Source organism: Candidatus Amarobacter glycogenicus (genome assembly GCF_016704105.1).
Classification (GTDB): Bacteria; Chloroflexota; Dehalococcoidia; order Tepidiformales; family Tepidiformaceae; genus Amarobacter; species Amarobacter glycogenicus.
On sequence record NZ_JADJAT010000019.1, the window covers coordinates 153,214 to 178,021 of the forward strand.

Consider the following 24,808-nt stretch of genomic DNA (forward strand, 5'->3'; position numbering starts at 1 on the left):
GCCGCCTATTCGATGAGACCGGAAACTCGCTCCGTGTGCCAGGCGGCAGCACGCAACATTCCCCGGGAGAGGTTCGCGTAGCCAGGCGGGGTGTGCGTGTGGTCCCAGTCCCCCAGGGCACTGAGGTGGAAACGCGCGAGTGAGAGCGCGGTTTCGGCCTCTTCCCGGCGGCCAGCGAGGGCTGCCTCCCAGGCGGACACGCGGCAGGCGATGTGGTTTGCGGCAGCGAGCTGGACGGCGAGGTCCTGGCGGAATGCACTGCCAAGCCCGCCGGGAACGATCGGGAGGTGGGAAACCGCCCCGTTCATCGTGTTTATGGCTTCCCGAAGCTGGACGGCTTTGCGGGTGAGGGCCGAGCGCGGGGTATCTGAAAAGTCGAGCACGTCGTGGCGCGGGATACGTTCGAGCTCACCCAGATCGAGCAGTGACCGATAGGCACTGTCGAGGTCTTCGTACAGCCGGACGAACGTGTCCGCATCCTCGCCGAACGACGCGCGGCAGAATCCCGCGAGTTCGGCCGATGCATCGGCCTCGGCGTTCCACGCGCAACGCGCGAACCACCAGGCATGCCACGCCGGACCGACCCAGGGGCGAGGCGTAACCGCAAGGTTGCCGAAGTCGTGGACGCCCGCGCGGCAGTAGGCCCGGGCGTCGGCAGGCAGAACTCGGAGACTCGGCGGGGCCATCCATTTTAACAGGACGGCATCGCTGTAGTACTCGAACACGGCGAGAGACTCGGCGCGGGCGGCGAAGGTGTCGCGCAGCCCCAGGAGCTCGGCAAAGTGCCCCGCAGCATTCCTGGAACATGTCTCGTCATCGATCGGAAATGCGTAGTTCCGGTTTCGGGGCGCGTACAGCGCCGTAACGTTGCCCGCGGGGGTGGGTTCCCTGGGTGGCGCGATCGTGTCGTGGTAGGCGAGGTGAGCGATCACCGCGGATGGATCGACTTCAGTCAGGACCCCGGCCAGCACATTCGTTGCCCTGAGGGCCTGGTCAGACGGAGACAGCCGTCCACAGTCGTCGCACGAGCACCAGCCTCCTCCGGTGATGTCGTCGGCCCACAGGTGATAGGCAGCGGCGCCCGAGAAGCGCGTGAAGAACTCGCGCGCCCGCGCCCGGACCTCCCGGATGGCTCCCGGGCTGGATGTGCAGAGGTTGTAGCGGGCGTCTCGACCTTCCGTGCGGAATGGGAACCAGTCCGGATGTTCGGCGAAGAGCAGGCGACTGAGGAGGCCCGGGAGGTGGTGCCCGCCGAACTGAAGCGCGACGCCGCGCCGCGCCGCTTCCCGGCAGATAGCTGCCCCGTCAGCGTCCCATAGTTCGAACATCCAGCCCCGCCCATCGCTCGCGAGTCCCTCGGCTGTGGACGGCCGGGAGGCGCCGCCGCGGTCCAGCACACTCGGCGGCGTATCGTGAACGAAGAGGCTGTTGTAGCGATTGCGGCTGGCGAACTCAAGCCAGTCCCGCCAGTCGTCGTGGAGAGCGTCGTTCCCCAGGATGAGCGTGCGCCGGGGGAAGGACGGCCTCTCGCGGTATTCGCCGTCGGCCAGGGCCAGGCCGGGAACGAAGCGTGTGCCCGCCTGGCCCGGCCGCACCCAGGCGAAGCCGAGCTTTTCGAGGAGCCAGTACGCGCCATTCAGCGTCCCGCGCGGAGATTCCCCGGTGATCACGATGGCGGACGGCGCGGCGGTTACAACGAAGCCATCGGTAGCGCGAGTGCCCGTGGCCAGACTAATGCGCACCGTCCCTGCGGCGCCCGCTCCGGTGAGGTGTTCGCGGAGTTCTGCCGCTGCGAATGCGAGGACACCATCGGCGGAGTCGTGCACGATCGAGCCGGGGTCGAAGTCGGACGCGCGCAGTGCCACGGCCGCGCATGGTACTCGCCTGTGGCTCGGCGGGGGAGACTACGAAGCGCGCTCTTCCGTTTCGAGCAGCCAGGCGACGAGGTTGCGGACGAAGGCCTGGTGCGGCGGCGTAAGGTCTTTAAAGCGCAGGTGAATGACCGTCTCGTCACCCACCTGGCTGGAACCGACCAGGTCGCACAGGAGACGGGCGGAGTAGCCCTGGGCGGCGATGCCGATCTCGACCTGGCTGCCGCCGGGGCGACTCTCAACGACGGCCGCTGCCCCGCCGAGCGAGACATCGATGAGGCGGCCCTGCTGGCGAGAACTGCCAAGCACTGAGCGGACTTCGACCCGCAAGTCCGTGGCGAAGCGCTGGTCCCGACGCAAGTCCAGCGGCTTCCAGTTCCCCAGGACCTTAAAGGCCGTCACCTCGCCGTTCCGCGCGACGAGATGCGCCTGGGCCGTCAGGCGGGAACCCGGCGTACCGCAAATCACGACATAGGGGCCGTTCGGATCCCAGGACTCGGGGGCATTTTTCACGCGGACGGCCAACGACGTTTCGCGCACCGCGACGACTTCGCCCTGCCACTGAACCGGTCTGGGTGTCCGCAGAACGACGACCACGGGCATGCCCGGTATGGGCGCTCCGTTCATGTCATGGTTATCGGCGCATCGCCAGGATTCCTGAGTGCTGTTTCCAGCGGCGATGAAGCCTGAAAATGGCACCGGTGAGCCAACTTCCCCCCACACTCTCGATGATGCACCCGGCGGATGCCACCGAGGTGATGTCGGTTGAACAGCTCGCGTACTCTCCGGGATGGCCCGCGACGGCGTTCGAGCGGGAGCTCACCCAGAACGGGATGGCCCGGTACATCGTCCTGCGGGATGCCGGGACGGGCCGGATCGACGGGTTCGCGGGGCTATGGCTGATGGTGGATGAAGCCCACGTTGTAACCGTTGCGGTGTTGCCGGAGTCTCGGCGCAAGGGCTTCGGCCGGATCCTGGTGGCGGGACTCATGGCCGTGGCCATCGAACATGGCATGACGATGGCAACCCTGGAGGTGCGGGTTTCGAATGAGGCGGCGCGGGGGCTGTATCGTTCTTTCGGCTTCTACGAAGTGGGCACGCGAAAGCGCTACTACGCGGACAACCGCGAGGACGCAGTGATCATGACGACTGAGGACATCCAGGGCGAGGCTTACCGGAGGCGTCTCGCGCGGATCGCGGCCGGCATTGAGGAACAGTACCCGGGGATCGACCTGATCCCCGCCGGGCTCGCCTGAATCAAGACAGGGAACGGACGAGGTCTGCGAGGACGGCTTCTGCGCGTTCGAGCCGCTTCAGGATGCCCCAGGGGCCGTGGATGTTAAGGGTCATGTTCTCGGCCTGGCCCCGCACGCCGGGAAGCCGTCCGCGTTCGCCGGCCGCCGCCATGTACCGGTGCATTTCCGCGGAGTCCTGCCCGTAGACCGCCCCAAGCACTTCGAGTGTCCGGCTGTTCCAGAGGTCATAGTCAAATGGGTTGGGGCCACTGCCGCGCAGGCGGCCGATGCTATCGATCTGCGACTGGATGCGGTCACGAGCACGTGCGGGATCGGAAACGCTGGTCATGCGTGGGAGTGTACCGATTCGTGGCGCAACGATCACCGCCTGTCAGGCGGCACGGGCGTTGAGTTCGAAGGCGATGTCGCCCAGGCTCAGGAGCGCGCCGACCATTTCGCCAGGCCGGCCGTGCATCGCGCGGCTGGCATCGCCAAGGAAGGCCCGGACCTGCTCGGCGCCCTCATCGGCGTAGAAGCTCCCGGGCCGCAAGACACCGAGGCTGTTGCTGCAGACGACCCGCCCGCCTTCATCGCGGGCTGCGAGCGCGAGCGCGACGTGGTCGATACCGTACGGGCGGCGCATGGCGCCCATGGACGAGCGCACCCAACCAATGACATCGTCGACGAGCGCATCGGCCGTCCCAGAGCCTGCCGCATCGATGGGCCAGCATGCTTCGCGGACTCCCACACCGTCGCGAATGAGCCGTTCCACCTTCCGGTGTGCCGTCGACCTGCCGAAGAGCGCCATCACTGAAGTAATCGGCAGAGTGGCTGTGCTCTTGGTGACAGTTGGGTGTTTTGAGAGGCGAGACGGTGGCCGGGCGGGCGCTCGCAACGTACACTGCCGTACGGTGGATAACGATTACAACATCGACCTCGGCGAGATCGCCTCGACGATCCGGAGCCACGAAGTCATCGTCCTGAGATTCGTCACCGTGGGCCAACGGCTGCTCCTGGACTTTCGCTGCAGCGACATCGACGGACCCGCCGTGCGGCTCGTCGAACCGGTGAAGAGCGTCCAGGAACGATACGCGAACCTTCGCAAGATCCGTCCGCGCTTCCGTGACCCGGAGAAGATCGTGATGGTCTACTGGCCGCGATTCACCCGATCGCTCGGAGAGACCGAGGCCTGGCGGGAAGTGAACGCCCGGCTTGTGGATAGCGGACATCCCGAATCCGTCCGCGAAGCCGAACAGGCGCTGGCGGAGTTGGTGAGCGCTGAAGACGAGCACCAACGTGCGGCCGTGCGTGGCGGCGAGGGTTTCAAGACGCTCTGGGACGCCTCCCCGGCGAAGCGGTAAACGCGCTGGAACGCGCCGAATTCCGGCGGCTGGTGCGTGAGGCGGTGGCCTCGTTGCCGCCCGATCTCCTGAAGAGCGTCCACAACGTTGACATCGTGATCGAGCGTCGGCCGACTGCGCGCGACCGAAAACAGGCGAAGCTCGGCCCGGGAGGGCTCCTCCTCGGGCTGTACCACGGGATCCCGCTGACGAAACGCGGCGAGTACTACAACCTGGTCGCTCCCGACAAGATCAGCATCTACCAGGAGCACATTGAAGCCGTTTGCCGGGACGATGACGAGATCCGGGAGCAGGTTCGAAAGACGGTGCTGCACGAGCTTGGCCACTACTTTGGAATCGACGACGACCGGCTGCACCAGCTTGGCATGGGGTAAAGGCCGAGTCTCGCCATGCAAAATGTCGGCAAATTCCTGGGCGAGAGCGGGTAACCGGGTGTTTCCCTCGGATTGACGGTGGCATCGCCGCCTGCGACGGTGGGAATTCATGGCGGGCGGTGGATACGCACTCCGGCAACCAGGTTCGATGGTTCGAAGGGCGCCGGCACTGGCGTCCGGAGGCCAGCGAGCGCTCTACGCGTTCGCCGTCCTGACGCTGTTCCTCGCGGCTTCTTACACGGGTGTAGCCATGCTCGCCCGGGTGACACCCGCGCTCTTCCCCGGCCGCTCGCTGAACAACGTAGGCGTGGTCGCATTGCTGGACAGAGTGGTCAGCGTCCCCTCCGCCTCAGCCACCGGCTCGTTCACCGACCCTATTCATGTCCTCGTCCTTGGCATCGACAAGCGGCCCCAGTACGAGTTCCGTGAAGACCAGACCGGTGTGTACCTGACCGACGTGGTGATGGTCGCATCGATCGACCCGGTCACGAAGAAGACCACGCTCCTGAGCTTCCCGCGCGACATGCTCATCAAGATCACACGGAAGGATGGATCGAGCTTCCAGGGACGGATCAATCGCTCTTACGGCATCGGCGTGGACGACGGCGGCAGCCGGTCATCCGGGATCGAGCAGGTGAAACGGGACCTGATGAACGACTTCGCGATCGAGATCGACTACTCGATCCTGATCGACTTCAAGGGCGTCGAAGGGCTCGTCGATTCGCTCGGGGGCGTGACCGTGGACGTACCGGAAGAGCTCTCGATCTACGACTGGTACTACAGCGACGACGACCTCCACGCCCGCTACATCAGCTTCCCAACCGGGGTAAACCACCTCGACGGGTACCATGCCGTCGCGTTTGGGCGGAACCGCGAAGGCGACAGCGACCTCTACCGGATCAAGCGGCAGCAACTGGTGGTGAAAGCGGCAGTCGATAAGACCTTTTCCAGCGGGATCATCGGCCGGGACCCGTTCGAGCTCTGGGATGCCTACAACTCCTTCGTGAAGACGGACATTCCGAGGGGATCGATGCTCGGCCTGGCTGATATTGGGAAGCGCACGAACGGGAGCATGCTGACCTACTCCCTGGGCGACCCCGTGGACGGCGTGCCAACGATGATCCCTTTCACGATGGAAGACGGTGCTGCGGTGCTCAAGTGGAACCCGGAGAACGTGCAGTACTGGCTTGCCCGCGCCTTCCCGGTAACGCGCCACGCGGACGCTGTGGTCGAGCTTCGGAACGGCTTCGGGAACGCCGAGCAGGGGAACTCCAGGACGGCGGCACTTGGGCGGTACCTCGTCTATTCAAAGGGCCTCGTGACGGTCTACTACGGGGACGACGCCGCCGCATCGGCGAAGACAAGAGTCATCCTCCACCGGGAGGCGCAACGTTCGGCCGCAGACGACATCGCCGAGTGGCTCGGGCTGCAGAAGGACGGTGTCGTGGTGCAGCCCGTGTCTGCGGACGACACGTCCTCGCCGGACATCAGCGTCGTCGTAGGTGCGGACTTCGTGATTCCCGGAAGCCGGTAAGCGGCGGCTTAACCGGGCGCTCTCCCGGCTGTGGGGGCAATTGACCCTTCGCGAGTGGGCCGCATAGTTTGAGTTCGTGGCGACACGCATCGAAGAGTCGACGCTGGCTATCCCGGTGCAGAGAAAGCGGTCGCATCCCCGCGCGGCGGCCAGGCCGATCTCCGCCATGCAACGTTTGCTATTCGTGTTCGCGCTGCTGGTCTTCGGGCTGGCGTCGACGTACTCGAGCATCGCCCTGCTGGCGCGAGTCACCCCGGCGCTGTTTCCCGGCAAGGATCTGACGTCTCTGAGCATTATCCGGCCGCTGGCGGCGCTTGATACGCCGCTTGTGCCGATCAAAGCGCCGTCCGACGCGAGCATCTTCAACAAGCGCATCAACCTGCTGGTACTCGGAGTGGACCGCCGGCCGGCTTACGGGAACGACGGGCAGCCGCTTCCAATCCCGGACAATGAAAACGCCGGCCACCTGACCGACACCATCATGGTCGCCACGATCGACCCGGTAGGGAAGACGAGCAGTGTCCTGAGCTTCCCGCGCGACATGCTCATCGACATTCATACGAAGGACTTCCAGTACGAAGACCGGATCAACACCTCCTTCGGGGTGGGCGTACGCAACGGGAAATCGGTGAGCGCGGGAATCGATCAGTTGAAGGTGGACCTGAAGGCGAACTTCGGGATTGAGATCGACCACTACATCGTCCTGGACTTCAAGGGAGTGGAGAAGCTGGTTGATTCCGTGGGCGGCGTTGAAGTCGACATCCCGTACGACCTTTCGGTGCCAAACTGGTTCTATAGCGACGACGACCTGAATGGAGTGTGGGTGAGTTTTCCGTCCGGGATCAACAAACTGGACGGGTATCATGCCGTCGCCTTTGGGCGCCACCGCGAGTACGACAGTGATTTCAAGAGGGTGAAGCGGCAGCAACTCGTGTTGAAAGCGGCGCTCGCGAAAGTCTTCTCTCTGCAGATGCTCAACGACCCCCTGGGTCTCTGGGACGCCTACGCATCCACCGTGCGAACGGACATCCCAAAGTCGAAGATGCCCGGCTACGCGGCCCTGCTCAAAGATACGAACGGCCGGCTGGCGGCGTACTCCCTCGGTGACCCGGTGAACGATGTACCGACAATGACGGGCCATATGACACCCGGCGGCGCAGCAGTCCAACTCTGGGACGCAGAGAACGTGCAGTACTGGCTGAGCCAGGTGTTCACCAAGTCTCAGTACAGCGCCTCGGCAGTCGAGATCCAGAACGGTTACGGGGAAGACGGCAGTGTGCGAGCGGCGGCGCTGGGGCGCTACCTTGCCTACAGCAAGGGCTTGCCCACGGTGTACTTCGGCCCCGACCAGGCGGCCCAGCCGCACACCACCATCACGCTCTACGGAAACGACAAAGAAGCACTCGCGAAGGATATCGCGAAGTGGATGGGGGTCCCGGAATCTGAAATCGTGACGCTCTCCAAGTCCGATTCCAGCCTCCCCGACGTCGTGATCGTGATCGGCAAGGACTTCAAGGTCCCCGGGGGCTAGACACGCGGGTTACTCCGCCGGCCCAGCAGGCTCGATCGGTTCATCGAGCGCGCTGCGGGCCAGCATCTCGAGCGCGCGGTCTTCGAGTGGCGGATTGTGGAGTGGCGCGCGAACGTCACGGTAGTACCGCTCGATGGGCCGGGACTTCTGGAGGCTAACGCCGCCAACGACTCGCATGGCCAGGTCAACGGCCTCGATGCAGCTATTCAGGGCCTCGATCTTGGCGACGGCAACCCGGTTGAGGACGGGCATACCTTCGGACGACCCGGCTTCCCATGCCCGGCAGGCGTCATCCATCAGCGCCCGGCTGCGCTGGATGAGCAGGTCCATCCTGGCGATCCGCGTCCGCACGCCCGGGTAGTCCTTAATCGTGCGGTTGGAGTTCGGCGTGCGTTCACGTGCGTAGGTCACTGCGTAGTCTCGTGCGGCCGTGGCCACGCCGAGTGTGACCGCGCAGATGCCGAGGGCGAACCACGCCATGCCCGCGCCGCCACGCGCGTCGCCAGCGCCGAGGGCACGACCGTTCAGCAGGCGCTCCGGCGAAAGCCGAACGCCGTCGAAAACCACATCGTGGGAACCGGTGGCGCGCATGCCCAGGCTGTCCCATGTCTCTTCGATGCGCACACCGGGGTCAGTGCGGAGCACCATGAAGTTGCTGACTCGCGGTGTCTCTCCTTCGAGAACCGGGACGCGAGCGAGGACGATGAAGTAGTGGAGTACGGGAGCGAGCGTCGCGAAAGTCTTGCGCCCATCCAGCAGCCAGCCGTCGCCACTCGGGATCGCGACGGTCTCCGGGAGCCCGCCCCCAGCGGGCGAGCCAAGCCCCTCTTCCGTCGCGACTGTGTTGACCAGGTAACCATGCTCGAGCGCGCCGCGGGCCATCTGTCCCAACCATTCGGGAGGGTAGGAAGGCGCGTCGCGCTCCTGCCCAAAGGTCTTCAGGTGCATCATGAAGGCGAGCGCCGTCGAACCATCGCCCCTGGCGAGCGCCTCCAGCACAGCGAGATACGTGGCGAGCGGGACTTCGGCGCCGCCGAAGCGTTCGGGCACGGTCAACCCGAAGAATCCGGCTGCGCGGAGGTCCGCGAAGTTCTCGAAGGGGAACGAGCCTGCCCTGTCGTGCTCAGGGGCACGAAGGGCGAAAGTGGCAGCGAGTTCGCGGGCGGCAGTAACCCAGTCCATCGGGGGAATTGTGGTGGACTGGTGGCTTCGAGGGCGAATCGTACTACCCGCCGGATCCGAGACCATCGATGGGGCTCGCATGGCACCGGCACGCAATCTGGCTCTTTCCGGCGGTCGCTGGACATGAAGAGACCCCGACGTTGACGTCGAGGTCCTTCGTTGTTGCTGAGCGGGGTGACGCGGTTACTTGCCGCCGGCACCTGCGCCCGATGCGACGGGGGCATCGTGCGGGCCATCGACATTGATGTCCGGGAGGAGACGGTCGAGCCACTTCGGCATCCACCAGTTGGCATCGCGCAGCAGTTCCATCGTCGAGGGGACAAGGAACAGGCGGACGATTGTTGCATCGACCAGGATGGCGGTGGCGAGGCCGATCCCGAACTCTTTGATCACCCGGTCTGGCCCGAGGACAAAAGCGAGGAAGACGGTGACCATGATCGCGGCTGCAGCCGTAATCACGCGGGCTGTCGCCGTAAGGCCATTGGCCACCGCGGTTGGGGTGTCTGCGCCGTTGAGGTACTCCTCCCGAATGCGGCTGATGAGGAACACCTCGTAGTCCATCGAGAGCCCGAAGAGGATGGCGAACATCATCATCGGCAAGAAGACTTCGACCGGGCCCTTGTCGACCCCGATGAGGTTACCTCCCCAGCCCCACTGGAAGATGGCAACGAGGACTCCGTAGGCGGCGCCGATGCTGAGCAGGTTCATGATCGCGGCCTTGATCGCGATGACGACCGAGCGGAAGACTGCCGTGAGGAGGATGAAACTCATCCCGATGACTCCCAGGAAGAGCAGGGGCATGCGTTCCTGGATCTGGTTGGCGGCATCGATGTTGAAGCCGGTCGACCCGGAGAGGTAGTAGTCGGCGCCGCCCGTTTCGAGCCCGGGGAGAACATCCGAGCGCAACCGGTTGACCAGGTCGGTCGTGTGATCGCTCTGCGGCTTGGTCGTCGGGAAGATAGAAAACACGGCGGTATCGCCGCCCTCGTTGAAGAACGGCGGTGAAACAGCGGCCACGCCCGGGTCCTTTGCGATCACTGCCAACGCTTCTTGGACGGACTCCTTCGCGTCTTCTCCGAGGTCGACAACGGCGACGATGGGGCCGTTGAACCCTGGCCCGAAGCCTTCAGCCAGCAGGTCGTATGCGCGGCGACTGTGAAGTTCTGTGCTGCCATTTCCTGCATCGGTGAATCCGAGGTCCATCACGAGCAGGGGCGATGCCATCACCAGGAGGGTGCCTGCCGCGGCGAGCGCGAAGGGCAGCGGGTGGCGCTGGATGCGGCGGCTCAGCCGGTACCAGAGGCTACTCGGGTCGACGCCTTCGGTCTGGTGCAAGAACGGCACCTTCCAGCTATCGATCCGATGGCCGACGAGCGAAAGGAGCGCCGGAGTGATGGTAAGCGCGACGACGACTGCGAGGAGGACGACGATGGCGCCGGAAGTCCCGAGCATGGCGATGAACGGAAGCCCCATGACGAAGAGGCCGAGGAACGCGATGGCGACGACGACGCCGGCGAAGATGACTGACTTGCCGGCGGTGGTGACGGCCATGACCACCGAATCCTCGACGGGACGCCCGGCGTGGAGCCCTTCCCGGAAGCGGGTAACCACCAGGAGGCTGTAGTCGATGCCGACACCGATGCCGATCATTGCCGCGAACTGACCGCTGAACTCGGGGAAACCGAGGAAGTTCGCGAGCAGGGCGATGGACGCGAACCCGGAGAACAGTCCGAAGAGCGCTGAGGCGATCGGGAGCCCCATCGCCACGACGGAGCCGAAAGCGATCATCAAGATGACAACTGCCGCGAGCATGCCGAGCATTTCTGAGCCGAACTCGGGCTGCTCGTTGAACATGATCGCATCGCCGCCGACCTCGACCTGGACTCCATCCTTGCCGTTGTAGGCATCGACGATGTTCATGATTTCTTTGGCGGCCGCGCTGTCGATGTCGTCCTGGCGGCCGTTGAAACGGAGGACCGCCCGGGCGATAGTCCCGTCGCGGGAGATGAATGCCGGATTCTCATAGGGGGACTCGACCTCGGCAATGAGCTCGTTCGCCGCCAGTTCGGAGATTACCTGGTCTGCGACGGCTTTCGCCTCGGGAGCGTTCATGCCTCGGGCGTCTTTGAAGAGCAGGTCAGCCTCGGCGCCGGCACGGGCCGGGAACCGGCCTTCCAGGAGGTCAAGGGCGCGTTGGGATTCAGAGCCGGGCAGGCTGAAGTCGCCGGTGAACTCGCCACCGTACTGCCTCATGCCGAACATGAGAACAGCCACCGCGACGACCCAGAGGCCAAGGATGGTGCCGCGACGGCGGTGAGTGAATCGTGCCCAGCGTTCGAGCGTGGACGGCTTTGTGGTTGCTGCTTTGCGTGCGGCCAAAGTGGCACTCCCCCAGAGTTTCGGACTTACCGATGATCTACCGTAGCCGTCAGGTCGTGGCGCGCGCCTCATACCTTTGGGTGGTTTGGTTTTCCGGAATCGAAATTCCGTTTCCACCAGTATGCGCCTGAAAAGACCAGGCTGGCAAAGTGCAGTCCCTGGGAAGCGACGGCTATCGAGTATGTGAATCGGAATTCCGGTTCAGGTTTATCCATGGTATGCTTCCGGCTGAGAGGGGAAGCCCATGGGCCATGCACCCGAGCGTTCTGACGCGCGCGCCAATCGCCAGAAAATCCTCGATGCCGCGGTCGAAGTGATCGCAGAGCGCGGCGGCAGCGCCGAGGTGAAGGATGTCGCGGAGCGAGCCGGGGTCGGCGTGGGCACCATCTACCGCAATTTCGCGACAAGGGACGACCTGTTTCGGGCTGTCGTCGAAGAGACGCTGCAGCGGCTGTACGCGGTGCGCGATGAGGCCCTTGCCCTGGATGACCCGGCCGAATCGGTAGGCGTGTATGTGCGGGGGATGTTTCACATTCTCGAGCGATGGAGCCCGGCGCTTTCGGCCATGATCGCCGGCGCGTTCACCGAGGAGATGAAGGACCGCTTCATCGAGTTCACTTCGGACCAGCGCCTGGAGGCGATCTTCCACCGGGGGATAGCCCTCGGCGTGTTCCGGAAGGACATTCCGGTGGCCCTTGCTCGCGGGTTCCTGGTGAGCACCTGCGACCCCTTGACCTACCTGGCACTGCGAGCTTCGGCGACTCCCGAGGAGATGGCCGCCGGATATACCGACCTGATCATGCGCGCCCTTCGGGCGTAACCCGCCCGCTTTCGATTGGTAAGCCGCTTAACCGGAGCCCGGTGGTAGGTTGCTATAATCCGGGTCACTAACAGGGGAGCCGCGTGGCACCGGTTTGGCCCGCCACGGCCCGGACTGCCCTGCCGGAGTCACGCCTGCGTGGAAGACCCAAAGATCGTCGCCGAGCGGATCATCTCGAACGTTGAACACGTCATCGTGGGCAAGCAACGGGAGTTGCGGCTCGCCGTGACGGCGCTGCTCTGCGGCGGCCACATGCTCATCGAGGACGTACCGGGCGTTGGGAAGACGATGCTCGCGCGGGCGATCGCGGTCTCGACCGGCTGTTCGTTCCGGCGAATCCAGTTCACGCCGGACTTGCTCCCGAGCGACGTCACCGGCGTCTCGATCTACAACCAGAAGACTGGTGACTTCGAGTTCCGGGCAGGGCCCATCATCGCCCAGATCGTCCTCGCCGATGAGATTAACCGGGCGACGCCCAAGACGCAGTCGGCGTTGCTCGAAGCGATGGAAGAGCGCCAGGCGACGGTCGATGGCGTTACCTACAAGATGCCCCAACCGTTCATGGTGCTGGCCACGCAGAACCCAATCGAGTACGAAGGGACGTTCCCGCTCCCGGAGGCGCAACTCGACCGTTTTCTCATCAGGATCTATCTGGGCTATCCCAGCCCGACCGATGAGGTGTTGGTCCTCGATCAGCAACAGACCGCCCACCCGATCGAATCGCTCCAGCAAGTGACCGATGCGACCGAGATCCTGCAGTTGCAGAAGGCCGTGCGCGAAATCTACGTTGACCCCCTGATCAAGCAGTACATCGTCCAGCTCTCGAACGCGACGCGAGAGCACGAGGCCGTGTATCTCGGGGCAAGCCCTCGCGGTTCGCTGGCGCTCTTCCGGACTGCACAGGCGAAGGCGTTGCTGGAAGGCCGCGACTTCGTGACACCAGATGATGTGAAGGAACTCGCGCTCTTCACGCTCGCCCACCGCGTCATCGTAAGCCCCGGCGCGAAAGTGAAAGGCATGACCCAGGCCGACGTGGTCGCTCAGTGCCTTTCGCGGGTGCCAGTGCCGGGCGCACGGGCGAGGGTGTAATCACCCGTGATACGGACCGTGCGGACGCTGTTCAGCCCCGAACGCCGGATCCTCTCGCTGGTCATCGCGATCCTGTTGGTCTCGATGTTCACGGCCTTCGGCACGGGCTTTTGGCTATTGTTCCGACTGGTCTACATCATCGCGATCGCCGTGCCGCTGGCGTGGCTGCTCGTCTGGTGGAACACACGCGACATCGATGCCGATGTGGATCGCAAGACATCCCGGGCCCAGGTGGGCCAGGACGCGCAGGAGATCATCGAAGTCCGCAACCGTTCGTTCCTGCCAAAAGTGTGGCTCGAAGTCGAAGACCCCAGCGACCTCCCCGGCCACCGCTCCAAGCGGGTTGTCATCATCCCGCCGCGACGCAGCCGGAACTGGATCGTGAATACGCCGTTGCGCCGCCGCGGCCTCTTTGACTGGGGGCCACTCCGGGTCACGGCGTCGGACCCCTTCGGCCTCTTCCGGCGGGTCCGGCTGGTTGGCGGACAGCAGCAAATCCTCGTCTATCCCCCGGTTGTCGACCTCCCCCACTTCCAGGCTCCGCCGGCGAACCTGCCCGGCGAAGGGCGCTTCCGGCGACGGACGCACTACGTGACCCCGAACGCCTCGGGTGTGCGCGAGTATGCCCCGGGCGACGCGTTCAACCGCATCCACTGGAAGAGCACCGCGCGGACAGGCGAGATGATGGTGAAGACGTTCGAACTCGACCCCGCGAGCGATATCTGGATCGTGATCGACCTCGAAAAGCGGGTAAACGCCGGACGCGAAGACGACAGCACCGAGGAGTACGGCGTCCGCATCGCCGCGAGCATTGCCCGGCACTACGTCGTGGGGAACCGCCCGGTGGGCCTGATGACCTTCGGCCGCGACCTGAGCGTCCTGGAACCGGAACGCGGCCAGCAACAGCTCACGCGGATCCTGGAGTCGCTGGCCACAGCGAATGCCGTCGGGGATGCCCCGCTCGGCAACCTCCTGATGGAGGAGCAGCGCCGTTTCGGACGCCACACGACGCTCGTCGTGATCACTTCATCCACGGATGACTCGTGGCTGACAGCGGTCCAGTCGCTCACGCAGCGAGGCGTACGCGCGGCCGTCGTCCTCATCGACCCGAGCACCTTCGGCGACACCCGCTCCCCGCTCCTGCTCTTTGGGCAGCTGACGGCGAGCGATATCCTCACGTACGTGGTTCGGCGCGGAGACGACCTTGGGCTGGCGCTGAGCCCAACATCGAGCGGAGTAAACGCGTGGCGAGCATAAACCCTCCCCTGGAGCGCCCCGCATCGCGCCGGCTTGGGGCAGCTGCGCTGAAGGCGCCGCGGCTCGTCATGAGCTGGGAGGATTGGCTGACCTTCTTCGCGGCCGTCATCACTTTCCTGGCGGTCGCCGTCTCGCTCCAGAACGCCCGGTGGGTGCCGGGCATGCCCTCATTCGTCCCGACGACTCTCGCGGGACTGCTCATCGGCATGATCGCGGCGCGAATCCGGTACTACGCGGCGATCATCCACCCGGTCGCGCTGCTGCTCGGCGCGATCATCGTCGTGCTGGCCGTCCAGAGCTACGCGGATGGGCTGACGATGGGCGAGCGCCTCGCGGACTTCCGCGTCCGCATGGAAGAGTGGTACCAGGTGGTGCGCGCGGGAGACATCAGCAACGACAACCTGCCGTTCGTCGCCCTGGTCCACTCCCTCCTCTTCCTGGCGACGTATTTTGCGGCCTGGTGCCTGTTCCGCTGGCACAACGCCTGGTTGGCGGTCGTGCCGAGCGGAGTCATCCTGCTCTCGAACATCAGCTTCCTCGAAGGGAAGCCGGCAGAGGCGTTCATCATCTTCCTGTTCGGCGCGATCATCCTCATCGCCCGCCTCCACCTCCAGAAGAGCCAGCTGCAGTGGCGCAAAGAAGGGGTGGAGTACCCCGAGTTCATCAGTGTCAGCGCCATCCAGCTAACGGTGGCGGCAACCATCGGGCTCATCGTCGCCGCGTGGATGTTGCCGCTCGGCAACCAGGCGAAGGCGATAGAGGGCGCGTTTGACGTCATCGCGAAACCCGTCACGGATCAGTCGGACACGCTCGTGAGGCTGTTCCACAACATCGACTCGCGAAAGGGCGCGCAGCTGCACAGTTTCGGTGACACCCTCCCGATCCAGGGCGAGGTGAAACTCGGGACGAAGCAGCTGTTCGAAATCAACAGTCCAGAAGCCGGCCTGATTCGAGCAACGAGCTATGACACTTACACGGGGGCTGGCTGGAAGTCCACGGGACGGGACATCGAGCGGGTGGATGCGCGCACGCTCGCTGCCGACGAGGAGATCCAGGAGTCGTACGGCGCCCGGGAACTCTCGATCCTCCGGGTGACAATCCTCGACCCCGAAAGCACGCTGCTGACGCCTGGCACGCCGCTCGGGGCGAACATCGACACGTTAGTGGAGCATCCGGATGGCTTCACGGGCGACATCGAAGAGATGCGCAGCAGGCGCGGGCTAAACGAAAAAGATACCTACGTGGCCATCGGCTCGACGAGCCGGGCGACGGCGGAGCAACTCCTGGCCGCATCGAGCGACTACCCCGGACTGGGTGAAGGAACGCTACCTGCAACTGCCGAAGAACCTCCCCGCGAGCGTCGGTGCCGAAACGGACCGAATTATCAATGACCGGCGCCTGCAGACGCCGTACGAAAAGGCGAAGGCGATCGAAGAGTACCTCCGCCAGATGCCCTATGACCTGGCAGTACCGTCACCGCCGCCGGGACGCGATGCCGCTGAATTCCTCCTGTTCGAGCTGAAGCGCGGCTACTTCGACTACCAGTCGACCGCGATGTGCGTGATGCTGCGGACAGAGGGTATCCCCTGCCGGCTGGCGGTGGGTTACGCGCTGGACCCAGAAACGGGCGACGAGACGAGCTACGTGATCCGCAAGGACAACGCGTACACCTGGGTGGAGGTCTTCTTCCCCGGGTATGGCTGGATCAACTTCAACCCAACTGCCGACCGGCCTTCGGGCGGCGCCGGGGGGCTCGGATCGGTGGAGTTCGGATCGGGCGAAGAGCCGTTCGTCCCGGACTTCAGCGATGTCTTCGACCCGATTCCCGACGGAATCGAGATCGACCCGAACTCTCCGCAGGGCGCACTGGCGGAACAGCCGGTGGTAAACAGTCAGTTCCCCTGGCCGCTCGCCATCGGCCTCGCCGGCATCCTCGCCGTTTTCGTGGCGATGGCGGTGGCGGGGCGGATGGCCTGGAACTGGGGGCTTGGCGACCTCGATGGCCGGGGCCGGCTCTGGGCCAAGACGCAGCGGCTGGCCGGTTGGGCAAAACTGGGCAGCAGACCATCCGAGACCCCGCGGGAATGGTCCCGGCGGATGGGGCGCTCGATCGACCGCGAAAGCGATGCGATCCAGCTTTCGGACGCTTACGAAGAGTCTCGGTACGGCCGCCCGGACCTCGTCCGCATCGACGACGCCGACGCTGAGAGTTCGTACAACAGTCTCCGCGGAGCGCTCGCTGCGAAGCTGTTGCGCCGCAAACCGCGGAAGAAGACGTGAGCGGCCGTTACCGGCCCGCGGACGGCACGTTGACCTCGCATGGTTGATCTGGCCGCTATCGTGACCGAAACGGCGATGGGCTGGGCCGGTGTCGCGCTCGGGCCCGGCGGTATCCGTTATGCGACGCTGTTCCACAGGACAGAGGACGCCGCTCTCGGGGAACTGCGGGCGTTCGGCGCCCGACCCGGCGCCCACCCGAGTTCCACAGCGGTCTCCACGCTGCTGGTTGCCTACGCCGCCGGTGAACCGGCGCCTATCGAAGCGTACCCGGTCGAGCTCACGACTGGCTCAGAACTGCAGCGGAAGACATGGCTCGCCCTCCGCGACATCCCCCGGGGAGAGACGCGCAGCTACGGCTGGCTCGCACGCCACGTCGGTGAGCCGGATGCTCCTCGCGCGATTGGGGCGGCCGTCGGGGCGAACCCGATACCGCTCTGGTTGCCGTGCCACCGGGTGGTTGCCAGCGATGGTTCTCTCCACGGCTTCGGCGGGGGTCTAGCGATGAAGTCCGCCCTGTTGGAGCTGGAAGGCGCGCTCCCGCGCCGGCTGGTCGGGTGACCCCATCGTCAAACCGCTCGCCTGTATTCGTTTGGCCTCCTCGCGCGGCGCCCCCGGAACCAGAAAGGCGCCCTTTCGGGCGCCTCCGGTGGTCTTGCGAAGGGACGGGCAGGTCAGGCCTTGCCGCGCCACGTCTTCATGAGGTGCGTGTACGGGAACCACGCCGTCGGGCGGTAGTTCTCGATGTCCTTGTCCCAGAAGTAGGTCCGGGTGTCGGTCGAGAAGTAGATCTCGTACTGCTCCTCGGCGACGAGTTCCTCGATCTGCTTCACGGTCTGGAGGCGTTCCTCCTGCTTAAACTGCCCGCGCTGCTTGTCGAGAAGGTCTTCAAGCTTCGGGTCGTTCACGTAGCTGAGATTGATGCGGCCCCGGGCGGGCTTCATGGTGAAGCGCTCGGTCACGAAGTCGAGCCAGTAGGGGACCGCTCGCGGGCTGTGGCCCATGCCCTCGTACTGACCCTGGTAGGTCGTGGAGATGTACTGGGCGTAGGGGGCCGTCTGGTCCTTGATGTTGATGCCGATTTCCTTGAGCTGAGCCTGGGCGAGCGTCGCGGTATCGACGTAGGCCTGGGTGTAGATCGCGGCATCGGCGTGATCCCATGTCGTATCGATCGTCTTGCCTTCGCCAATTGCCGCGGCCATCAGCTTCTTGGCCTCGGCGATATTGTGCTGCCAGAGCTTGGCCTGGGCAGCGGGAAGGTCCTTCACCTGGCGGGCGAACGGGAAGCCGACGTGATACAGCTGCTCGTCGACGCCTTCCCCCTTGGAGATAGCGGCACGGATGGCCGGCCGGTTGAGGCCCATCGAGATTGCCTGGCGGACGCGCTTGTCGTTGAAGGGCGGGCGGTCGGTGCGCAGGTAGATGTAACCACCGATACCCTGCGTCTCCTCCAACTTCGCATCGGCACGCTCCTTCTTGAGCTGGTCGCGCTCAGTGGGAAGGAAGAGCCAGGTGAGGTTCACCTGCTTGGAGGAGAAGTCGGCGACTCGCTTCGCCTGATCCGTGACGACGAAGGCCGTGACGTCATCGAAGTAGGGATAGGGCTTGTCGAAGTAGTCCGGGTTCTTCTTGTACTTGAGGCTTACACCGGTCTTGAATTCATCGAGGATGAAGGGGCCCGACCCGACCATCTTGGTGGCAGCGTCCGGGCTCTCCGCCATTTCCCTCGGGGAGATCCAGGCGCCGATGTTGCCGCCGAGGTAGTTCACGAAGTCGGCGTACGGGAGCTTTGTCGTGATCTTGACGGTGCCGGCATCGACCTTCTCCAGCTTGTCGACGAAGGAGAGGCTGGTCTTGTGCACGGACTTTTCGAAGTTCTTGTAGCGGTCGAGCGCGTAGACAATGTCGTCAGAAGTGACCGCGCGGCCGTTCACCGGGGCGACGTTCTGGAACTTCGCGCCGGGCTTGATCTTGATGATGAAGGTGAGCGGATCTGGTTGTTCCGGCATCGCCGAGGCGAGGTCGGTCTCCATCGTGTTGTCGGCCGGAGCGACGTCGGGCGTGCCAGCCTTGAAGCGGAAGAGCTTCGAGTAGCTGAGCCCGTGGTTGTACGCCGTGACGAAGCTCGTCTGGGTGTACGGGTCGAGGCTCGGCGGATTGGACGAGATCTGGAAGGAGAAGGAGCCGCCGGCGACGGGTGTCTTCGCCGCCGTGGGCGAAGCCTGGGCCGTCGGCAGGACGCCGCCACCGTTGCCGCCATCGTCGTCGTCATCGTCGTCGCCGCAGCCTACGAGCGCGTAGGTTGCGGCGCCCATGCCGGCCAACGCCGAACCGCGGAGGGCGGAACGCCGGCTGACCTTTCGTCGGAGCCAATAGTTGTCAGTATCTGCCATGTGGTTTTGGTTTCCCCCTGGAGTGAGCGGCGCGATGGCCGCGTTGTCCCAATGTGATTACGACGACTGCCTCAAGCGCGGATCCAAGACATCGCGGAGGGCATCGCCGAAGAGATTGAAGGAGAGAACGGCGAAGGCAATGGCGGCGCCGGGGATAACGGACATCCACCATGCCTCGAGCCAAACTGGCCGGCCCTCCTGGAGCATCGTGCCCCAGCTTGGGTGGTAGGCATCGCTGATACCGAGGCCGAGGAAGCTGAGCGCCGCCTCGGCAAGGATGGCGTTTCCGATCTGGATGCTCGCGATAACGATGATCGGGGCCACGACATTCGGCAAGACGTGCCGCCGCATGATCCCGAATGAGGTGTTCCCGATTGACTCGGCCGCCTCGACGTATTGCAGGTTCCGGATGGTGAGTGCCGACCCGCGGACGATGCGGGCAGTGGTCGGGGCGATGATGACGCCGATCGCGAAGCTGAGAAGGAGAAATGACCGGAAGCTGTACCCCTTCGAGGTGTTGAAGATGGCGAGGATGAAGATGGCCAGCACGAGCGGCGGGAACCCAAGGACGACTTCCATCGCGCGGCTGACAACCAGGTCGGTCTTGCCCCGGAAGTAGCCACTGACGATTCCCAGCGAAGCGCCAATCACCGTCCCGATGAACACCGCCGTGAAGCCCACCCCGAGCGAGATACGGCTGCCGATGACGATGCGCGTGAAGACATCGCGGAAGAGGTTGTCGGTGCCGAAAGGGTGACTGAGCGAGGGGGAGAGCAGCCGCGGATTCTTGAGCGGATCGATCTGGTTCGCGCCCTGTGGGGCAAGGAGGTCGGCGCTGATCGCGATGAGGATGAGGAGGAGACAGATCACGGCCGCGATTGCGCCGACGGGCTTCTTCCTGGCGATGCGCCGAAGGGAAGCCGACCTGCCAGGACGGCGGCGCAAATCGGCCACAGGGACCGGGTTCGTCACTGCCTGCGTTGCCATCTACGAGTACCTGATCCGTGGATCGAACCAGGCGTAGCTAAGGTCGACCAGCAGGTTGATGGTGACGAGCACGGCGGCGAAGAACAGGACGACCCCCTGGACCTGGGGGTAGTCCTTGATGGTCACCGCCTGGAAGGTGAGCAGGCCGAGCCCGGGGAGGCTGTAGATACCCTCGAGGACGACGGTGCCACCAAAGAGGACGCCAACCTGGAGACCAAAGAGGGTAATGACGGGAATCATCGAATTCTTCAGTGCGTGGTGGACGATGATGGAGTACTCGCGGAGGCCCTTCGCGCGGGCGGTGCGGATGTAGTCCTGGCGGAAGACTTCGAGCATGGCCGAACGCATAACGCGGGCAAGGCTCGCGGAGAGCGCAAGGCCGAGGCTGAACGCCGGCAAGTACAGCTGTTCCAGGTTCTTGAGCGGGTCTTCCCAGAAATCGACGTAGCCCACAGGCGGCGTGTAACCCCACCACTTGCCGGGGAAGACAATGAGCATGGTGCCCAACCAGAAGCCCGGGATGCTCAGCCAGCCGATGGAAACGAAGCGGAGGACGTAATCGATCGGAGTGTCTTGCTTGACTGCGGAGATCACGCCGATGGGGATGGCGATGAGGATCGCGAAACCGGTCGCAAGGACGGTCAATTCGAGCGTGAGCGGGATACGAGACCGGATCTCGGTCCAGACGTCGCGTTTGGAAATGAGCTGCTTGCCCCAGTCTCCAGTGAGGACGCCGCCCATGTATTTGACGTACTGGGTGGCGACGTTGTCATCGAGGCCGAGTTCTTCCCGGATCGCGGCACACTGTGCCTCATCGACATCCGGGGTCGCCAGGACGATGCGGCAGACATCGCCGGGGATCGCCCTGACGGCTACGAAGACGAGGATGCTAATGACGAAGAGCACCAGGAGCGAGGCGAGGAGCCGCTTGGCCAGGTACTGCGCCATAACCCCTCATCCATTCGGCATGGGCCGAGAAACCGGCTGACCGGCCAAGATTCGGGCATTCTCCGGACTGCCGCCATCAAGCGTCAATCCATCTCTCGCGAATAGTTAGCCTTGACTTAATGACTGAGTGATCGGTGGCGTTGGCCGTTGGCCCGCCGCGCCGCACTCTGTAGGGATGCAACTCGGCATTATTGGACTCGCCCGCTCCGGCAAGACAACGGTGTTCAACGCCGTCACGCGGGGAAGCGCACAGGTCGGCGCCTACAGTTCCTCCGCCCAGCCGAACGTCGGGGTCGTGAACGTGCCCGATGCGCGGGTCGACAGGCTCGCCGAGCTCTACAAGCCGAAGAAGACGACCTACGCCACGATCCAGTACGTCGACTTCCCGGCGGCGGGCGAGAGCTTCGGCAAGGGAGAAGGGCCTGCCGGGAAGTTCATCAACGACCTGGCCCGGATGGATGCCCTGATCCACGTGGTGCGGGCGTTCGAAGACGATGCCGTGCCGCACCCAGAAGTCAGCATCGACCCGGACCGCGACATTGCGACCATGGACCTCGAGCTTGCATTCCTCGACCTGTCGATCATCGAACGCCGGCTGCAGCGGCTCGAAACGGAAATGCGGTCGGTGAAGGCAGGCGAGCGCGACCAGATGCAACGCCTGAAGGAACTGCTCTCGCGGATGAAGGCAGGGCTCGAAAACGAACAGCCACTCCGGGAACAGGGGCTCACCGAAGAGGATGAAAAGCTCCTGGAAGGCTCGCAGTTCCTGACGGCGAAGCCGCTGATGCTCGTGGTGAACATCGGCGAAGGCCAGATGTCGGAACGCGACGCCATCGAGGCGAAGTGCCAGGAGAAGTACCGGAAGACCGGCATGGACGTGGCCGTCTTCTGCGGCAAATTCGAAATGGATTTGAACGAGCTGAGCGACGAGGAAGCGGAGGAATTCCGCGCATCTGCGGGTGTCACCGAGAGCGGGATGGCCGGCGCGATTCGCTTGAGCTACGGGCTGCTGGGCCTCATCAGCTTCCTCACCGCAGGGCCGGACGAGTGCCGGGCGTGGACTGTGGCGAGCGGATCATCGGCCCCGGTAGCGGCGGGCAAGATCCACAGCGACCTGCAGCGGGGCTTCATCCGGGCAGAGGTGATCCGCTTCGAAGACCTGGTCGCCTGTGGTTCCGAAGCAGAGGCGAAGAAGCGGGGCCTCCTCCGGACCGAAGGCAAGCAGTACATCGTCCAGGACGGTGACATCCTCAACATCCTCTTTAACGTCTGAACCCCGGCGCGGCTAGGGCCGGAGGCGTATCTCCGACACCGCGGCGGCGGCCGCCTGCCCGGCGAGCCGATGCATCGGGATTCGTTCGCAGGCAGCCCAGAGCGGTAACTGATCGGCGAAGTGGGGGCTCCGCGAATCACCGGAGACGCCGCCGGGTATGACGTATGAGGCCTCGTCCGGCGCGGCGAAATCGACCACCTGGCGATACACGGAAGTCTGGCTGATGACGAAGTCCCGCTTCCCGCTGATACCGTAGCCCGCGTTCTTGATGGTGTCGGCATCCCCGCCGATGACGATCCGCGGCGGGTCCAGCCCGGCATCCGGGAAGACAGCGCTCAGCGGATTCCGGCTCCCTGTCTGATGGTGGTCGGCCCACCGCCAGGACGCGAAGTCCGACCCGGCGAGCGCTGAGGCCCGGCGCCATGCGGTCTCCAGCGCCGGGCGAAGGACAGCGGCCCACGAGCGGCCATCGGGTGGCTGCGCACCGTCCGGCAGGTGCGCCACGATTTCGGCCACGAGGCCGGCGGCGATGCGGCCCAATCCGGGGTTCAGATCGGTTGTGAGGAATCCCCATGCGTCTTCGCCGATGAGGGGGACGAAGAGCTCGTGCATGACTGCCCGGCGGAAGTAGGCGTACAGCAATGGCTCGGCTCGCTCCGGGAGGAGGTTGCCGTCCCAGTTTGAGAGAAGCGCGCGCGCGCGTTCTGCGTCGCCGGCGAACGGGCCGTGGCCCTCGAGGAATCGTGCCCACGTCCGCGCCGGCTTCGATGTGGTGTCATCCTGGAATCCGGCGATGGCCTGCGGGGTCAGCGTCTTGCCGGTGCCGAGCAGTTCGACGAGCCGATCGGCGCGAGACGGCGAGGCGAAGTAGGCGCTGATGTACGGCTCATCGGCGGCGATGACCCGCTGGTTGGCGGTGGCGAAGAAGCCTTCCGCGGGATTGACACTGCGCGGCAATTCCTCGAAAGGGACGGACCCCAGCCATTCGTGCTCGCCGGTCCAGCCGGGAACCGGCAGGCGCCGGCCCGCCCGGGAGGCGCGCACCGGCAACTCACCGCGAACCATGTAGCCGATGTTTCCGGAAGTATCGGCGGCGACAAGGTTGTTTACCGGATCGACCCAGGTGCGCTGTGCTTCGAACAGTTGGTGGACATCCTTCGCGACGAGGGTTGCGCGCAGACCGTCGAACGGCCGCCTGCCCGGCTGCAATGCCGTGTAGCTGAGCGCGATGGCCATTCCGGACCGCGGGTCCCCGTGCACCACCGGACCATGGCGCGTCTTCCAGGTCTCGACGGACTCTTCGGCCGCGCCGCGCACGCGGACGGTGTGCACGCTTCGTTCCGCCAACAGGCTGCCTGACTCGGTCAGGTAGCGATCACCGTCGGGGCCTTCGAACTTCTCGATGAAGAGGTCCTGGTAGTCGGCCTGGGTATGGGTGATGTTCCAGCCCGTTGAGCCGTTGAAGCCGAAGTGGGGGAACCCGGGGAAGCCGGCAAACGTGGCGCCGGACACGTTGAAGTCCGGCCCGGCGACGTGGACCTGCCAGTAGGCATTCGGGACATCGAGCGCCCGATGGGAGTCGTTGCACAGGACCGGCTTGCCCGTCGCCGTCCGATCTCCACTCACGACCCACGAGTTGGAGCCGGCTTCGATTTCAGAGAGGAAGCCCAGGTGCTCCGCCGCCGCAGCGATCTCCTCCGAGGCATGCAGATAGAGCTCCATGACCTTCGTGCCGGGCGGCAGGACGACGGCGGTGCCGACTGCGGGCAGGAACCGGAGCTTCTCCCAGGTTTCGGGGCCGACCCGGCCAAGCAACCCGGCACAGGCGACCTTCCACTGCCAGAGCCCCATCAGGATGTGCCGGATCTTGAAAAGCGCGATGGAGTGCCAGGGTTCCCACGGTTCGGGTGTGATGCCGGTGAGAGCGAACTCTGGCGGGAGGACGGGGTTCGTGGCGAGGAAGGCGTTTACGCCCTTGGCATAGGCCTCGAACATCGCCCGAACGTCGGGCGCCATCGCATCGAGATCGGCTTTTGCGGCGGACTCGAGGCCGAGGCGCACCGCGAGGCGGTCGGCGGGAAGACCGGTGGGACCGGCAGCTTCGGACCAGCGCCCGACGGCGCGGCGGCGGTCGTATTCCATCTGCCAGAGACGGTCCTGGGCGGCGGCGAACCCCTGCCCGAACCACGCATCGTGGTCGGTCGCCGCTTCGATGTGAGCGACGCCATAGGCATCACGGCGAATAGTGAGGGCTGCATCGAGATCGGGATAGTGAAGGGCAGAAGGCATAGCGGGCG

22 protein-coding genes are annotated in these 24,808 nt (G+C 64.8%); 12 read left to right on the forward strand and 10 right to left on the reverse strand.

Features of this window, described 5'->3' with window-relative positions; translation table 11 throughout:
• Nucleotides 1-5: 5 nt before the first annotated feature.
• Both IPG14_RS11980 and IPG14_RS11985 read right to left on the reverse strand, forming a co-directional pair.
• Nucleotides 6-1,865 carry a DUF4838 domain-containing protein gene (locus IPG14_RS11980; RefSeq protein WP_343391987.1) on the reverse strand — a complete coding sequence of 620 codons (1,860 nt, stop codon included), beginning with the start codon at nucleotides 1,863-1,865 and terminating at the stop codon, nucleotides 6-8.
• Nucleotides 1,866-1,904: 39 nt separating this feature from the next.
• Nucleotides 1,905-2,498 carry a PilZ domain-containing protein gene (locus tag IPG14_RS11985; protein WP_343391988.1) on the reverse strand — a complete coding sequence of 198 codons (594 nt, stop codon included), beginning with the start codon at nucleotides 2,496-2,498 and terminating at the stop codon, nucleotides 1,905-1,907.
• A 74-nt stretch (nucleotides 2,499-2,572) separates the two neighbouring features.
• Here IPG14_RS11985 and rimI point away from each other — a divergent pair, with 74 nt between their 5' ends.
• Complete coding sequence (rimI, locus tag IPG14_RS11990) at nucleotides 2,573-3,127, forward strand: ribosomal protein S18-alanine N-acetyltransferase (protein WP_343386663.1); 555 nt, start codon at nucleotides 2,573-2,575, stop codon at nucleotides 3,125-3,127.
• 1 nt (nucleotide 3,128) lies between these two features.
• Here the strand turns inward: rimI and IPG14_RS11995 are convergent, their stop codons facing one another.
• Together IPG14_RS11995 and IPG14_RS12000 are read right to left on the reverse strand one after the other, a co-directional pair.
• Nucleotides 3,129-3,455, reverse strand: coding sequence for a hypothetical protein (locus tag IPG14_RS11995; RefSeq protein WP_343386664.1), 327 nt, complete (start codon nucleotides 3,453-3,455; stop codon nucleotides 3,129-3,131).
• Between the two features lie 42 nt (nucleotides 3,456-3,497).
• Complete coding sequence (locus IPG14_RS12000) at nucleotides 3,498-3,914, reverse strand: hypothetical protein (protein ID WP_343386665.1); 417 nt, start codon at nucleotides 3,912-3,914, stop codon at nucleotides 3,498-3,500.
• A 103-nt stretch (nucleotides 3,915-4,017) separates the two neighbouring features.
• Between IPG14_RS12000 and IPG14_RS12005 the strand changes: the two genes are divergently transcribed.
• The 4 genes from IPG14_RS12005 (at nucleotide 4,018) to IPG14_RS12020 (ending at nucleotide 7,906) form a co-directional block, all read left to right on the forward strand.
• Nucleotides 4,018-4,467, forward strand: a complete 450-nt coding sequence (locus IPG14_RS12005; RefSeq protein WP_343386666.1) for a hypothetical protein — start codon at nucleotides 4,018-4,020, stop codon at nucleotides 4,465-4,467.
• Nucleotides 4,468-4,511: 44 nt separating this feature from the next.
• Complete coding sequence (locus IPG14_RS12010; protein WP_343392274.1) at nucleotides 4,512-4,841, forward strand: metallopeptidase family protein; 330 nt, start codon at nucleotides 4,512-4,514, stop codon at nucleotides 4,839-4,841.
• A gap of 109 nt (nucleotides 4,842-4,950) precedes the next feature.
• Nucleotides 4,951-6,375: an LCP family protein gene (locus IPG14_RS12015; protein WP_343386667.1), complete on the forward strand. Its 1,425-nt coding sequence runs from the start codon at nucleotides 4,951-4,953 to the stop codon at nucleotides 6,373-6,375.
• A 76-nt stretch (nucleotides 6,376-6,451) separates the two neighbouring features.
• Nucleotides 6,452-7,906, forward strand: coding sequence for an LCP family protein (locus tag IPG14_RS12020; RefSeq protein ID WP_343391989.1), 1,455 nt, complete (start codon nucleotides 6,452-6,454; stop codon nucleotides 7,904-7,906).
• Nucleotides 7,907-7,915: 9 nt separating this feature from the next.
• Here IPG14_RS12020 and IPG14_RS12025 read toward each other — a convergent pair whose 3' ends face one another.
• A complete protein-coding gene (locus IPG14_RS12025; protein WP_343391990.1) occupies nucleotides 7,916-9,088 on the reverse strand; it encodes an acyl-CoA dehydrogenase family protein in 1,173 nt (390 codons plus the stop codon).
• 183 nt (nucleotides 9,089-9,271) lie between these two features.
• Nucleotides 9,272-11,467 (reverse strand): MMPL family transporter, encoded by a 2,196-nt coding sequence (locus IPG14_RS12030; protein WP_343391991.1) that lies wholly within the window; start codon nucleotides 11,465-11,467, stop codon nucleotides 9,272-9,274.
• A 244-nt stretch (nucleotides 11,468-11,711) separates the two neighbouring features.
• Between IPG14_RS12030 and IPG14_RS12035 the strand changes: the two genes are divergently transcribed.
• From IPG14_RS12035 to IPG14_RS12060, 6 genes are all read left to right on the forward strand, one after another.
• Nucleotides 11,712-12,287 carry a TetR/AcrR family transcriptional regulator gene (locus IPG14_RS12035; RefSeq protein ID WP_343386671.1) on the forward strand — a complete coding sequence of 192 codons (576 nt, stop codon included), beginning with the start codon at nucleotides 11,712-11,714 and terminating at the stop codon, nucleotides 12,285-12,287.
• A 138-nt stretch (nucleotides 12,288-12,425) separates the two neighbouring features.
• A complete protein-coding gene (locus tag IPG14_RS12040; RefSeq protein WP_343386672.1) occupies nucleotides 12,426-13,376 on the forward strand; it encodes a MoxR family ATPase in 951 nt (316 codons plus the stop codon).
• 6 nt (nucleotides 13,377-13,382) lie between these two features.
• Entirely contained in the window at nucleotides 13,383-14,633 is a 1,251-nt protein-coding gene (locus IPG14_RS12045; protein WP_343386673.1) for a DUF58 domain-containing protein, read from the forward strand.
• On the forward strand, nucleotides 14,621-16,024 hold the full coding sequence (locus tag IPG14_RS12050) for a hypothetical protein (protein WP_343391992.1): 1,404 nt from the start codon (nucleotides 14,621-14,623) through the stop codon (nucleotides 16,022-16,024). Before IPG14_RS12045 ends, IPG14_RS12050 begins: the two co-directional genes overlap by 13 nt.
• The gene (locus IPG14_RS12055) at nucleotides 15,948-16,913 is read left to right on the forward strand and encodes a transglutaminase domain-containing protein (protein ID WP_343391993.1); all 966 of its coding nucleotides are present in this window, start codon (nucleotides 15,948-15,950) and stop codon (nucleotides 16,911-16,913) included. The genes IPG14_RS12050 and IPG14_RS12055 overlap by 77 nt, the downstream gene beginning before the upstream one ends.
• Before the next feature lie 39 nt (nucleotides 16,914-16,952).
• Nucleotides 16,953-17,471, forward strand: a complete 519-nt coding sequence (locus IPG14_RS12060; RefSeq protein ID WP_343391994.1) for a methylated-DNA--[protein]-cysteine S-methyltransferase — start codon at nucleotides 16,953-16,955, stop codon at nucleotides 17,469-17,471.
• Nucleotides 17,472-17,584: 113 nt separating this feature from the next.
• Here IPG14_RS12060 and IPG14_RS12065 read toward each other — a convergent pair whose 3' ends face one another.
• Genes IPG14_RS12065 through IPG14_RS12075 form a run of 3 tightly spaced genes read right to left on the reverse strand, consistent with a single transcriptional unit; the run spans nucleotide 17,585 to nucleotide 21,238 of the window.
• Nucleotides 17,585-19,303, reverse strand: coding sequence for an ABC transporter substrate-binding protein (locus IPG14_RS12065; protein WP_343391995.1), 1,719 nt, complete (start codon nucleotides 19,301-19,303; stop codon nucleotides 17,585-17,587).
• A gap of 57 nt (nucleotides 19,304-19,360) precedes the next feature.
• Complete coding sequence (locus IPG14_RS12070; protein ID WP_343391996.1) at nucleotides 19,361-20,290, reverse strand: ABC transporter permease; 930 nt, start codon at nucleotides 20,288-20,290, stop codon at nucleotides 19,361-19,363.
• Nucleotides 20,291-21,238 (reverse strand): ABC transporter permease, encoded by a 948-nt coding sequence (locus IPG14_RS12075; RefSeq protein WP_343386679.1) that lies wholly within the window; start codon nucleotides 21,236-21,238, stop codon nucleotides 20,291-20,293. It abuts the gene before it with no gap.
• Nucleotides 21,239-21,413: 175 nt separating this feature from the next.
• Between IPG14_RS12075 and ychF the strand changes: the two genes are divergently transcribed.
• Nucleotides 21,414-22,511, forward strand: a complete 1,098-nt coding sequence (ychF, locus tag IPG14_RS12080) for a redox-regulated ATPase YchF (protein WP_343386680.1) — start codon at nucleotides 21,414-21,416, stop codon at nucleotides 22,509-22,511.
• A gap of 12 nt (nucleotides 22,512-22,523) precedes the next feature.
• Here ychF and IPG14_RS12085 read toward each other — a convergent pair whose 3' ends face one another.
• Complete coding sequence (locus IPG14_RS12085) at nucleotides 22,524-24,800, reverse strand: penicillin acylase family protein (RefSeq protein ID WP_343391997.1); 2,277 nt, start codon at nucleotides 24,798-24,800, stop codon at nucleotides 22,524-22,526.
• Between the last annotated feature and the right edge of the window lie 8 nt (nucleotides 24,801-24,808).